General features: G+C 63.6%; 10 protein-coding genes. 7 read left to right on the top strand and 3 right to left on the bottom strand.

From position 1 onward, the window contains the following. Window positions 1–89: 89 nt before the first annotated feature. On the bottom strand, window positions 90–1,097 hold the full coding sequence (locus ACVWZA_RS20375; RefSeq protein ID WP_457313273.1) for a YncE family protein: 1,008 nt from the start codon (window positions 1,095–1,097) through the stop codon (window positions 90–92). Window positions 1,098–1,321: 224 nt separating this feature from the next. On the opposite strand from ACVWZA_RS20375, the gene ACVWZA_RS20380 reads away from it, so the two are divergent. From ACVWZA_RS20380 to ACVWZA_RS20405, 6 genes are read left to right on the top strand one after another with little or no spacing between them, the layout of a single operon-like run. Next, complete coding sequence (locus tag ACVWZA_RS20380; RefSeq protein ID WP_457313274.1) at window positions 1,322–1,609, top strand: PepSY domain-containing protein; 288 nt, start codon at window positions 1,322–1,324, stop codon at window positions 1,607–1,609. A gap of 8 nt (window positions 1,610–1,617) precedes the next feature. Next, window positions 1,618–2,295: a response regulator transcription factor gene (locus ACVWZA_RS20385; protein ID WP_457313275.1), complete on the top strand. Its 678-nt coding sequence runs from the start codon at window positions 1,618–1,620 to the stop codon at window positions 2,293–2,295. Next, entirely contained in the window at window positions 2,288–3,607 is a 1,320-nt protein-coding gene (locus ACVWZA_RS20390) for an ATP-binding protein (RefSeq protein ID WP_457313276.1), read from the top strand. Before ACVWZA_RS20385 ends, ACVWZA_RS20390 begins: the two co-directional genes overlap by 8 nt. Continuing rightward, on the top strand, window positions 3,604–4,938 hold the full coding sequence (locus ACVWZA_RS20395) for a TolC family protein (protein ID WP_457313277.1): 1,335 nt from the start codon (window positions 3,604–3,606) through the stop codon (window positions 4,936–4,938). Before ACVWZA_RS20390 ends, ACVWZA_RS20395 begins: the two co-directional genes overlap by 4 nt. Beyond that, entirely contained in the window at window positions 4,938–5,969 is a 1,032-nt protein-coding gene (locus tag ACVWZA_RS20400; RefSeq protein WP_457313278.1) for an efflux RND transporter periplasmic adaptor subunit, read from the top strand. The genes ACVWZA_RS20395 and ACVWZA_RS20400 overlap by 1 nt, the downstream gene beginning before the upstream one ends. Beyond that, window positions 5,966–9,034: an efflux RND transporter permease subunit gene (locus tag ACVWZA_RS20405; RefSeq protein ID WP_457313279.1), complete on the top strand. Its 3,069-nt coding sequence runs from the start codon at window positions 5,966–5,968 to the stop codon at window positions 9,032–9,034. Before ACVWZA_RS20400 ends, ACVWZA_RS20405 begins: the two co-directional genes overlap by 4 nt. 41 nt (window positions 9,035–9,075) lie before the next feature. Here the strand turns inward: ACVWZA_RS20405 and ACVWZA_RS20410 are convergent, their stop codons facing one another. Then, window positions 9,076–10,266, bottom strand: a complete 1,191-nt coding sequence (locus ACVWZA_RS20410; RefSeq protein WP_457313280.1) for a cytochrome P450 — start codon at window positions 10,264–10,266, stop codon at window positions 9,076–9,078. 113 nt (window positions 10,267–10,379) lie between these two features. On the opposite strand from ACVWZA_RS20410, the gene ACVWZA_RS20415 reads away from it, so the two are divergent. Next, window positions 10,380–11,051, top strand: coding sequence for a TetR/AcrR family transcriptional regulator (locus ACVWZA_RS20415; RefSeq protein WP_457313281.1), 672 nt, complete (start codon window positions 10,380–10,382; stop codon window positions 11,049–11,051). Window positions 11,052–11,075: 24 nt separating this feature from the next. Here the strand turns inward: ACVWZA_RS20415 and ACVWZA_RS20420 are convergent, their stop codons facing one another. Then, window positions 11,076–13,244: a TonB-dependent receptor gene (locus ACVWZA_RS20420; protein WP_457313282.1), complete on the bottom strand. Its 2,169-nt coding sequence runs from the start codon at window positions 13,242–13,244 to the stop codon at window positions 11,076–11,078. Window positions 13,245–13,287: the final 43 nt, after the last annotated feature.

Consider the following 13,287-nt stretch of genomic DNA (forward strand, 5'->3'; position numbering starts at 1 on the left):
CAAGAACCACGACCGTTCGTCTGGAAGGCCGATCCCGATCACATTATCGCAGCTGTCAGGCGCGGGCACCAAACGTTGGAATCAATCCACTAGGACGGTTTGACCACCAGAATGTGGAAGCTGCCGGACACCATCGTCGGACGGCTACCAGCAGCCACGGGCGCGGCAAATTTTGCGGTCGGCAGGTATATCGTGCCCGTCGAACTATCGAGCGCACCGGTGCGTGCGCCGGCCTCTGTCGTGACGCGACCGACCCGCGCCACGCCGCCCGGCGCGTCGAGCGAGAGAATGTCGAGTACGCCGTCACGACCGCACGGGATGAAGGCAAGCCGCCGCTTTACGTCCATGATGACCGCATCGGCACCTTTGCCGATATCGACCAGTCCGATGAAGCGCCGCGTTCCTGCTGCAACGATCGCCGCCTTGCCGTTGGCGCACGCCGCGATCAACCTGTCGTGCCGCGCGTCATAGCCCAGTCCCGTCGGCCCTTCGCAGCCCGGCATCGCAATCGGTTTGCCCGTCTTGCTCCGCGCGACCTCGACGACCTCGATCTCGTTGGCGTCCTCGTTATTGACGAACAGCGTCCCATCCTCGACCAGTGCGGCATATTCGAGTGCTGGCTTGACCGCGACAGTCGCTGTGACTCGCATCGCTTGCGTGTCGATCACCGACACCGAACCACTGTCCGAATTCATCACCATGGCGCGGTGGCGCGGCTCATCGTAGATCGCCGCATCCGGCTTCTTGCCAACCCCGACGCTCGCAATCTGCTTACCGGACGACGTGTCGAAGAACCGCACAGTGGCGTCGTTGCCACTTGTCACCAACAAGCGATTGTCCGGGAGCGGCAACACTGCGTGTCCGCGGGATAATTCGCCCCATGACGTGACGTGCCCGCCCGACGCCAGATCTACCACGGTGATCGATCCCGATCGTGCGACATACAGCCGGTGCATCTCAGCATCGACGCGCGCATAATCCCATGTTCCGTCCGGCCCCGCGATGCTACCGGTCACCGCATAGGTCGGCACGGGCGGCGGCGTGGCGGCGATGCTGGGCGCAGCACAAGCGAGCAAAGCAAGGGTCGATCGGCGCATGTCGGACTCCATCAGATGATCACCATTTCTGCGCCCGCCGCCCTCCGCATGCCAGCGCCGGGCGCTTCATTGGGAAAATACAATCGCGCGACCGGAGCGTCCGCGCCTGTCGTTGTTAACGAACATTGGGAAAAAGGAAGTGCCGCGTAAGCTGCAGCCAATCTAGGGAAGAGCATGATCGCGGCGCGGTCGGGTTTTGGATCGCAAGGCTAAGGAACACAGCAATGAAGACCATTCCCATGTCGCTTGCCGCCATCGCGTTGATTGGCACCGCGCCCCCTGCCTTTGCCGCCAAGGTGGCCAAGCCGAAGATCACGATGGCGCAGGCGCGTACGATCGCACTGAAGCGCGCGCCGGGCCGGATCAAGGACGCCGAATACGAGTTCGAAAAGGGCGGCTGGCGCTATTCGTTCGATATCTTGCAAGGCAAGCGCATTCACGAAATCGGCGTCAACGCAATGACCGGCACAATCGTCGAGGATGCGTTCGAAGCGCCTGGCAAGAAGGATTGACCTAAGGGATGCGCATCCTCCTCGCCGAAGACGATACCGAGACCTCCGCGTTCGTCGAGCGCGGGCTAGGCGAGCTCGGTCATGCCGTAACGGCTGTCGGCAGCGGAGAGGATGCGCTGCATCTCGGCGCGACCGAGAGCTTCGACGTGATAGTGCTCGATCGCATGCTACCGCAAATCGAGGGCCTCGATGTGTTGCGCCGCTTGCGCGCCGCAGCGGTGCGTACACCGGTACTGGTGCTGACCGCCAAGGGCGGCATCGCCGACCGGGTTGATGGGCTCGACGCGGGCGCGGACGATTATCTCGTCAAGCCGTTCGCAATGGCCGAATTGGTCGCGCGGCTGAACGCGCTAATGCGCCGCCCGCCAATCAGCGACGTCGTGACCCGGATCGAGGTCGGCGACATCGTACTCGACATATTGCGCCGCCAGGTGATGCGTGCAGGGAAGCCGATCCATCTCCAACCGCGCGAGTTCGCCCTGCTCGAACAGCTGATGCGCAATGCCGGGCGCGTCGTCACGCGAACCATGTTCCTCGAACAGGTGTGGGGATTCCATTTTGACCCGCAGACCAACATCGTCGAAAGCCATCTGAGCAGGATGCGATCGAAACTGCGCGAAGGGTTTGCCGACGACCCAATCGAGACGATCCGAGGCGCAGGCTATCGGATGCGCGCCGATGGCTAGTCTCAGGTCGAGCGCGGCCTACCGCATTGCGTTCACCTACGCCGCTGCGTTCGCCGCGGCGATTTTGCTGCTCGGAACAGCGGTCTATTTTGCCGCGGATGCCGAGTTCCGTCACTTGCGCGACCAGACGATTTCGGACGAACTGGCAGATTTGTCGCAGGAAAGCAGCGATGGCGATCTCGCTCGTGAGATTGGCGAGCGCGAAACGGCGCGCGCCACCCAGTCGTTCGTCTATGCGCTGTACGACCGAACAGGTAGGCGGATCGCCGGTACACTGGATACGCCGCGACCGGCGATCGGCTTTAGCCTTATCGTGTTCCACGATCCAGCCGAAGGCGACGATCCAGCCCGCGCCAAGGCAGTCGACCTTCCAAACGGTGAGCGGCTGGTCGTGGCGGTCGATTCGGAATCGGTCGAGGCGATCGATGAGACGATCCTCACCCTTTTCGGGATCGCGTTTCTGGGCGTGCTGGCGATTGGCTCGACAGGGGCGCTACTGCTTGGCCGCTATTTGCGCTATCGGCTGGGGGCGATCAGCACGACTGCTAACGCGATTGTAGCGGGCGACCTCGACCATCGCATGCCGGTGGGGCCCAACCGTGACGAATTCGACACCGCGGGGCTGGCGCTCAACGCCATGCTCGATCGCATCGCCGGGCTGATGGAAAATCTGCGGCAGGTGTCGAGCGACGTTGCGCACGATCTGCGCACGCCTTTGCTCCGCCTGCGCAACCGGCTCGAACAGGTCGGCACGGTCGAAGGCGCGGCACAGCGTGCGATCGAGCAGGGTGACGAGATGCTGAAACTGTTCGGATCGATCCTGCGCATCGCCGAGGTCGAGGGCGGCGGGCTAAAGCAAGGTTTCGCGCGGATCGACCTGTCGGCGCTGATCGAAGATGTCGGGGACGGTTTCCTGCCCGCGCTGACCGACAGCGGCCACACTTTGTCATGGGCGGTGGAGCCCGGCATCGCCGTGCTGGGCGACCGCGAGCTGATTGCGCAGGCGGTGGCTAATCTGCTCGACAATGCGCGTGTCCACACGCCGGCCGGGACTGCAGTCAGCCTGACGCTCGATGGCGAAAACGGGTGGGCGCGGCTGTCGATCGCGGATAACGGGCCGGGCGTACCAAGCCAGGATCGCGACGCCATCTTGCGCCGCTTTTTTCGCGGCGAAGCTAGCCGCACGACGCCGGGCAATGGCCTGGGGCTCAGCCTGGTCGCCGCAGTGGCAGCAGCGCATGGCGGTGAGGTGGCGATTGACGCCGCCGAGCCGGGGCTGCGGGTGTTGATCGTTTTGCCGAGGATGTCATGAAGCGCGCCCTGATCGTCGCTTTCCTGCTGCTCGGCGGCTGTCAGAGCTACGCGCCTGTGCGCTTGTCGTCGTCGCCCGACGTGCTGGCCGCACCGGACCCTGCTGCCCTGTCCAAAGCGGCGTCAGCGATCGACCGCCCTTATCTGAAGCCCGTTGCGATCGACTTGGGCGCACCGCTTGACGGCAATGCCATTGCAACGCTCGCGGTGATCGCGAATCCCGATCTCAAGGCATTGCGCACACGCGCCGGGGTGGCCGATGCGCAGGTGTTCGACGCGCGACTGCTGCCCGACCCAACGCTAAGTCTTGGCGCGAGCAGGGTGCTGAGCGGCCCCGATCCGCTGGTGGATCTGGTCGGCGCATTGGGGTTCGATCTCAATACGCTGCGCACTCGCGGGGTAAAGGTTGCGCAGGCCGAGGCAGCCGCCCGACAGGTCCGGCTCGATCTCGCCTGGAGCGAATGGCAGACATCAGGGCAGGCACGCTTGCAGGCGGTGCGGATCATCGCTTTGACCCGATCGCTCACGCTTGTTGAGACAAGCCGCGAGAGTGCGAGGTTGCTGCTCGATCGCACACTGCGCGCCGCCGGGCGTGGCGATATTGCGGGCGATCAGGTCCAGTCGGCACGCACCGCGAATGTCGATGCCGAAACAAAGGCACGCACCGCGCAGACCGACTTCAATACCGCGCAGTTCGAACTCGCCCGCCTGCTCGGCCTGCCGCCCGCGACGCGGTTGCAGTTTGCGCCGCTCAGCGAAACCGACATGCCTCTCGATGCGGAGCGCCTGTTCGAGGCCGCGCGCGCCAACCGCACCGACATCAAGGCGCTGGAGGCCGGCTATGCCTCGCAAGAGGCGGCGGTGCGCAAAGCGATCCTCGACCAGTTCCCCTCGCTCGCGCTGACCGTCACCGGCAACCGTGATACCGCAGGCAATCTGATCGTCGGCCCATCGATCGATTTCACGCTGCCGTTGTGGAACCGCAACCGCGGCGGGATCGCGATTGAAATGGCCACGCGCGAAACGTTGAAGGCCGAATATGACGCCCGCCTGTTCCACACCCGCGCCGAGATCGCAGTCGCCGTCGCCGGGATCGAGATCGCGCGGCGCCAGCGCGACGCGGTGCTGCGCGACCTGCCGGCGGCGGAACGTTACGCCAAGGCGAACCGCGCCGCTGCCGATCGCGGCGATTTGTCGCTCTCCGTTGCCGAAACCGCCGAACAGGGGTTGCGCGACAAGCGCATACTGCTCGCGCAGAGCGACCAGGCGATCGCCGAACAGATGATTGCGCTCGAACTGTTGACCGGCACGCTGAGGGAGGCGTGGACCTGATGAGAATATCGATTATCGGTGTGGCGCTGTTGGTCACGGCATGCTCGGGTCCGGACGAAACGGCGAGCGCGCCGGACGCGGTCGCGCTGGTCAAGCTCGCCCCAGTCAGTCAGGGCGGTGCCGGGCAGCGGGTTACCGTCTATGGCGCGGCCGAGCCGGGCCCTGCCGGCAAGGCGTCGCTGGTCGCCCCTGCCGAGGCGAAAGTCATCGCGATCACCGCGCCGGTTGGCACTCGTGTCGGGCAGGGGCAGGTGATCGTGCGGCTCGCCGCCTCGCCGGCCACACGTGCGGATGCCACTAAAGCCTCCAGCGATGCTACCTCCGCCGACAAGGCGCTTGGCCGCGCGATCCGCCTGCGTGCGGATGGTCTTGCCAGCGATGCCGAAGTCGAGACAGCGCGCGCCGCCGCTGCTTCCGCCAACGCGCTGCGCTCCAGCTTTGCCAGCCGCACCGGCGACCTGACATTGCGCGCTCCCACCGCTGGCATCGTCGACAGCATTGCGGTCGCGCCCGGTGATCTGCTTCAGACCGGGGCTGCGGTCGCATCGATCGCGCGCGCGGGCGATGTCCGGGTCAGGTTCGGGATCGATCCCGACACCGCGCAGGCGATTCGCCCCGGTATGGCGATCAACATTGCCGGCACCGGTGCGCGCGCACGGCTTGCGGTCGGGGTCGAATCGGTCAGCCCGACAGTCGATCCGCAGACCAGGCTGGCTGCGGTCTTTGCGCGTATCCCGGCGAGCAGCGGGATCGTTGCGGGCGAGACATTGACCGCGACGATTGACGCCGGCGGGCTTGATGCGGGGCCGAGCGGCGATGCACTGAGCATTCCCTATGCCGCGCTGCTCGACGATGGTGGGCAACCCTATGTCTATGTCGTCTCGAACGGGGTGGCGCATCGCCGCGATCTCGCCACCAAGCCATCGAGCGGCGACCGCGTCACCGTGGATAAGGGGCTCAAGTTTGGCGAGCAGGTCGTGATCGAGGGCGGCACCGCACTTGAAGACGGCATGAAGGTGCGTACGAAGTGACGGACGCGCTGCAGCGTCACGCCCGCGCATTTTGGCTTGCGGCGATTCTGCTCGTCGTGGGCGGCGTGTTCGCCGCGACACGGATGCCAGTCAGCCTGTTCCCGCATATCGATTTCCCGCGCGTCGTCGTGTCGATCGACGCCGGAGACCGCGACGCTCAGCAGATGGCGGCGGAGATCACCCGCCCGATCGAGATCGCCCTGCGAGCGGTGCCCGGCGTCACCCGCGTACGATCCATCACCAGCCGCGGTTCGGCCGAGGTCGCGGTCGATTTTCCTTGGGGCCAGGACATGGTCGCCGCTACTTTGGCGACGCAGACCACGCTGGCGACCACCTTGCCCGACTTACCCATCGGGACGCGCTTCGACGTCCGGCGCTCCGACCCGACGATCTTCCCCGCGCTCGGCATTGCCCTGACCTCTAAAACGCTCGATCAGACCGCGCTCCGCCAGATCGCCGAACTCAACGTGCGCCCTGCTTTGACCGCAGTGTCGGGTGTCGCAGGCGTCGATATCCTCGGTGGGTCGCCGCGCGAGCTCGCGGTCGATGTCGATCCGGCCAAGGCGCAGGCGCTCGGCTTGTCGCTCGACACAATCGCGAGCGCTCTCGGCAAGACCAATGCGGTGCGTGGGGTCGGGCGGCTTGAGGATCGCCACCGGCTCTACCTTGTGCTCAGCGAGAACCGTCTAGCCTCGATCGACGACCTCGCCGCCACCCCGGTCCGGGCGGGCACAACCGGCGGCGCCGGCTTGGTGACGCTCGGTCAGATTGCGATAATCAGGCCCTCGGTCGAACCAAATTTTACCAAAGTGACGGCAAGCGGTCAGGATGCCGTGCTCGTCAACATCCGCCAGTCGCCCAGCGGTGACACCGTGCGTATCGTGGCAGAGGTCGGTGCGCGGCTGAAATCGCTAGGCCTGCCGCCAAGCGTCACTGCGACGCCCTTTTACGATCAGTCCGAGCTCGTAAAGGGCGCAGCAAACGCGGTGCGCGACGCGATCCTGATCGGCGCGGTGCTGGCGGGGCTGGTGCTGTTCCTGTTCTTACGCTCGGGCCGGCTGATGTTGATCACTGGACTGATGCTGCCCGCCGTGCTCGGCTCGACTTGCCTGATCCTCTATGCACTGGGGATGAGCTTCAACATGATGACGCTGGGCGGCATGGCGGCCGCGGTTGGCCTGATAGTCGATGACGCTGTCGTTATGCTCGAACACATAATGCGGCGCTTGCAGGAGGGAGGAAAATCAGTTTCGGCCGCAGCCGCCGAAATGGCGCAGCCGCTGTTCGGATCGACCGCCGCGACGATCGTCGTGTTTACGCCTCTCGCCTTTATCAGCGGCGTCACCGGCGGCTTCTTCAAGGCGCTGGCGTTGACAATGGTCGCCGCGCTCGGACTGTCGTTGCTCTTCGCGCGCTTCCTGTTGCCGCTGATCGCCGAGCGTTGGGTGCGCATCAAGGATGTCGAAGCGGCGGATCGCGCTGGCGCGTTCCTCGGTCGGATCGAGCACTGGAACGGTCGCGCGAGCGAGCGCGCATTTGCCCGGCCCAAGCTGTTCGTCGCGCTGCTCGGCATCGGCATGGCGGTGCTTGGTTTTGCGGCGTGGAATCACGTCCCGTCGGGCTTTATGCCGGCGATGGACGAAGGCGGCTTCATCCTCGATTATAAGGCGCAGCCGGGGGCGGCACTCAGCGACACCGATCGGTTGCTGCGCCAGGCCGAACAGATCATCTCTGCTACCCCCGAGGTCGCAAGCTATTCACGCCGCACCGGTGCGCAGCTCGGCGGTGGACTGACAGAAGCGGATGAGGGCGACTATTTTATCCGGCTGAAGGGCGGTTCGCGCCGCCCGATCGACGCAGTGATGGCCGACATCCGCCAGCAGGTCGCGGCCAAGGTACCCGGCATCGAGATCGAGACCGCTCAGTTGATGGAGGATCTGATCGGCGATCTGACCGCCGTCCCGCAGCCGATCGAGGTCAAACTGTTCGGCGACGATCCGAAGCTATTGGCCGATTCCGCCAGGCGAGTCGGTGAGGGGATTGGCAAAGTCGCCGGCGTGGTCGAAGTAGTCGATGGCCTACGCGTCGCGGGCGATGCGCTGACAATCAAGGTCAACCCGGCAGCGGCACTGCAACAGGGGCTCGATCCCGATGTGATCTCGAACCAGGTTGAGGCGCTGATCGCGGGGGCGCCCGCGACCCAGTTGCGCATCGGCGAGCAGCTCGTCACGGTCCGCGTTCGCGCCTCGATAGATTTGCGATCTCGCGTCGACGACATCGCTAGGCTGCCGCTGGTAGCACCCGACGGGCATCTTGTCCGGCTTGGACAGGTCGCGGCGATCTCGGTCTCGCCCGGACAGGAGCAAATTACGCGCGAAGACCTCGCACCGTTCGTTGCGGTCACCGCGCGGCTCGAAGGGCGCGATCTCGGTTCTACGATGAAGGAGGTGCGCTCAACCGTTGCTGGGCTCAAACTGCCCGCGGCGGTGCGCGTCGATTATGGCGGTCTTTATGCGCAGCAACAGCGAAGCTTCTCCGATCTTACCGTCGTGTTCCTCGCCGCCCTCCTGCTCACCGCCCTGCTGCTGACACTGCTGTTCGAGCGGCTCGCCTGGACGCTCGCTGCAATCGTTACCGTCCTGCTGTCTGCGGCTGCCGTGCTGTGCGGATTGTGGATTACCGGGATCGAACTGGACATTTCCGCGCTGATGGGGCTGACGATGGTCGTCGGCATGGTCACCGAACTGGTGATATTCTTTCTCGCCGAACTCCCCAAGAACGCGCCGGTCGATCTCGCGGCGTTGCGCGAAGCCGGGACCAAGCGACTACGACCGATCCTGATGTCGGCACTGATCGCGATACTGACACTGGCCCCGCTCGCGCTCGGCTTGTCGCGCGGTGCAGGTTTGCAGCGCCCGCTCGCCACCGCGATCATCTTCGGCCTGACCGCGGCGGTACCGCTAGTTTTGCTGTTCCTTCCATCGCTCATCAAGGTCCTGACGGAAGCGCACGAAAGGTTGGCGTTGACCGGCGTCCAAAAGGGACCCCTCATTTCGACGGTTTAGGCTGCGGTCTGGATTTGCAGGTGGTGAGATCGAGAGCTGCCTTAAGCGTTCGCTTGGAAGCTACACCGCAATGATGCGAGACCACGAAGTGTATTGTGCGGACGACGCACGGGATCCGACGCTGCAATCCGCGCGACCTGCCGCAATAACGTCTCGAGGATGATCGAGATTTCGAGCTTGGCGAGATGCATCCCTGCGCAAACATGCGTCCCCATTCCGAACCCGAGATGATCGCTCGGCTTCCGGTTTACATCGAAGCGTCCCGCGTCCGGGTACTTCGTCGAATCGCGATTGGCGCAGGCATACAGCATCAACGCCTTATCCCCTTTTGCCAGCATCGCCCCGTACCACTGGACGTCTCGCGTCACCGTGCGGGCAAAGGCGCGGATGGGCGATTCAATGCGGATCACCTCGTTGATCGCGTGCGGGATCAACGACGGGTCGGCACGCAGCTTATCATATTCCGCCGGATTAGCGGCGAACAACTCCAGCGCAGCACTCGTTGCGTTGATAGTCGTGTCGAGCGACGGTGTCAGATAATCGACCAGCATCATTCGAGCGTTTTGCTCAGTGATATGCCCCGCATCGGCGGCAGCGAACAGCGCCTCGCCCCATCCACCGGGCACCATGTTGGCGCGTTCGACGCGTTCGAGGACATAGTCAATCACCTGCTGCGCGATTTCCAGTCCATCAAGTGTCCGCTGGCTCTCGATCGGTCCGAAGGCGTCAAAGATCCCGGCCGCCCATTCGAGCATCCGGGCGCGTCCCTCCTCGTCCAGCCCGACCAGTTCGGTGACGACCGCCAGCGGCAGAAAATGCGCGAGATCGGCCACGCCGTCGAAGGAATCGCGGTTGAGCAGGTCGCTGATCCGCCGTTCGACCAGCGCCTCGAGGCGGGGCCGCAGCACGGCAAGCGCTTTCGGTTGGAGAGGCTTGGCGAACAGCCGACGCATCCTGAGATGTTCTGGATCGTCGCTGCACAGCATGATGCCGCTGGTTGCCATGTTCATCGGCTCGTTCATCATGCAGCCCGAGGCCGACGAGAAAATGTCCGACGCGAGCAGTGCGCGACGGACGGTGTCGTATTGCGTGAGCGCCCAGGCGTCATGGCGACTGAGTCGCACCACCGGTCCCAGCGTGCGCAATCGATCATAGTGCGGATAAGGGTCGAGGATCACCTCGTTGCTCCAGAAATCACCGTCATAGACCGGGGTCGGATCGTTTAGCGCCATGTCCCTTGCTCCTCACGGCTTTCACCAATCATGCGAGACTTCTCCCCGCATCGTTCATGTGTCATTATTTGTTCATGCCCTCCGCCCCGCAAAAGACGCCTGCTAACGCTATCATGCCGCGCGAGGACCACCGCGTCCGGGTCGCGCGCGGACGCCGCGAGCGGATGCGCGCGCATCTCCTGCAATCGGTGCTGAGTGTATGCGCCGGTCGCAAACTGACGGGCGCTACGGTGATCGAGGATGTCGTCACGCATGCCAATGTTTCGCGCGGCACCTTCTACAAATATTTCGAGTCCATGGATGAGGCGGTCACGCAACTCGCGTTCGAACTTGCCGAGACGATGACCGCCGACATCGGGAACGTCTACGACGTGCTCGACGACCCGGTCATGCGCACGGCAACGGGCTTCCAGACGTTCCTGCTGCGCGCTTGGATCGATCCCGACTGGGGCGCCTTCCTCACTCACCTCGGTCTCCTCGACGGCGAAAACGGGTTGATCTCCAGCAAGGTCAAGGGCGATATCCGGCTTGGCGTGGAGACCGGCGACTATTCGGTCGTTTCCGTCGACCTTGCCGCCGATCTCCTGATGGGCGCGAAGCACGAGGCGATCCGCCGCATTGTCTCGGGCGAGCGTAATACCAGCTACGTCCGTGGCGTGACTGCGATGGTGCTGCGCAGCTTCAGCGTTTCGCCGACAAAGGCGGAAGTTACGGTTGAGAAGGCATATCGACGGCTGCTGGTCGAAGCGCCAGGGAAGGTCGGGTGGTGGCGCCCGATCGAATAGGATGCGTTGCGCCACCAAGCTTGATCAATATTTGAAGTGCACGGACAGCATGATGGTCCGCAGCTGGTTCGGGCCGGCCAGATAGGAGCTGTAATAAGCGCCGAAACGCGGATCCACCGAGGGACTCGCAAAGTCCTGTGAAATCGAGTTGGTGACGTTCTTCGCGACGAGGTCGAGTCCAAGCCGCTTATCCGAAGTTTCGACGCCGGCCTGCAGATCGAGCGTCGTCAGCGGTTCGGACAGAAACATCTCCTGACGCTGGTTGTACATACTGCTGCGCCTCCGCACGTTTGCGCCGAGGCGTCCATTCAACCCGTTGCTTATCGGCGCTTCATACGTAAAGCCTGCGTTGAAGATCAGCTTTGGCGCCTGCGACCGGCGGTACCGCCCAAGGATCGGCTTGCTGCCGGCGTCAACCGCCGGCGCATTGGTCGCCGGATCGATCGGCTGGATGGTGCCGGTCGAGTCGACATAAGTCAGGCCGCCGTCGAATCTGAGTCCGGGTGTTATCTGAAGGGCTGTCTCGATTTCCACGCCGCGGCTGCGCGCCGGTCCGTTGAAGGTGATGAACCCCAGCGTGCCGCCGGTGAATACAGTGTCCTGGAAGTTGTCGATATCGGTCGAGAAGCCGGCGACGTTGAAGCGCAGCTTGCGATCGAACAGTGTCGTCTTTAGCCCGACTTCGTACGTCTTGACCTTCTCGTCCTTGATCGCGGAGCCCGCCGCCACCAGGGCGGCCGGAACCTTTCCACCCACCAGTGCGGTCGGCGGCACGGCGATCGTATTGGTCTCGACATAGCCGCCAGCCTTGCTGCCATGGCCGAACGAGGCATAGGCCATTACACTCGGCGCAATGTCATATTGCAGACTGACATTGCCATCGACAAAGTCCGAATCGTGCTTGAGCGGCGTCGGATCGAAAGGAGGATTGGCGATCGTGTTCCAAACTGTGAACGGCGGGAGCGCGACGCGGCCGAATAGGACGTCCTTGGTCTCCCGCGTGTAGCGTAAGCCGCCGGACAGACGCAGCGCATCGGTGACGTGGATAGTGCCCGACGCGAACGCCGAATAGGCTTTCTGATCCTGGATGAAGGTGTTGCGGAAGGGACCATTAAATAGCTGACCGGGCGGCGGGCCGCCGGCCGGGGGAAACCCCGGCACCTGCCACAACTGACTTTCCACCGAGTTCCAATGACTGCTGAGGAAAAACCCTCCGATCATCCAGTCGAAGGTGCCGCCCGTTGGCGACTGCAGGCGAAGCTCCTGGGTGAACTGACGGTACCGCTCGTTGCGTACGAAATTGACGCTGTCGTCGACCGAGAAATCGAAATCGTCACGGTTGTTCAGCGTGTAAGTGACATAGCCGGTTTGCGCGGTAAGCGTCAGTTGCCCGACGTCGAGTTCACCCTTGACACTCGCGACGTTCGACTTGGTTACGTGGAATGTGTCCCCGTTCTTATTGAGCGAGGTAAATTGCGCGGTTCGATCGTCGAGAATGTTGTCGCCGTAGATTGCCGGCAGCGTGCCGCCGATAAGCTGGTAGCTTGCGCCGATCTGGCGATTGTCGGCATATTGATACGACCCGGTCAGCCGGAACGTGTCGGTTACATCGGCCCGGATGGTTGCGCGGAGCCCGAGATCCTGTCGCTCCGGCCCTTTCTGGCCGGTGAAGGTGTTGCGGACGAATCCGTTGAGATCGTTATAGTGGCCGGCGAGGCGGATCGACACCTTGTCGCTGAGCGGCAGATCGCTAGCCAAATCGAGTTGATAGCCACCATATTGGAACTCGTAGCCGGCGCGGCCTTCGATCGAGAATTTGTCGCCGGGTTGCCGAGTGACGACGCTGATCGCGCCCAAGCTGGCGTTTTTGCCCAGCAGGGTCGATTGCGTGCCTTTGATGAACTCCATTCGATCGACGTCGAAGAAACCGACCGCGTAGAGGCGCGTCTTGCCGAAAAAGATACCGTCGGAAAACAGCGCGACCGATTGCTCGAACGCCTGCGGTCGCGCCTGCGTGCCAAGCCCGCGAAAGGTAAGCGCGAGACCGTCATCCGGCGCCCGCGAAAACACCACGCCCGGTACCAGCGTCACCGCCTGGAACAGATCCTTGACGCCTGCCGTCGCGAGCTTGTCACCCGAGACTGCGGTGACACTGACCGGGATACGCTGCGCTGATTCGGAGCGTTTCGTCACGGTAACCACGATGTCGCCGACCTGGTTCTGTGGCTCCGATGCC

The organism is Sphingomonas sp. UYAg733 (assembly GCF_054057355.1).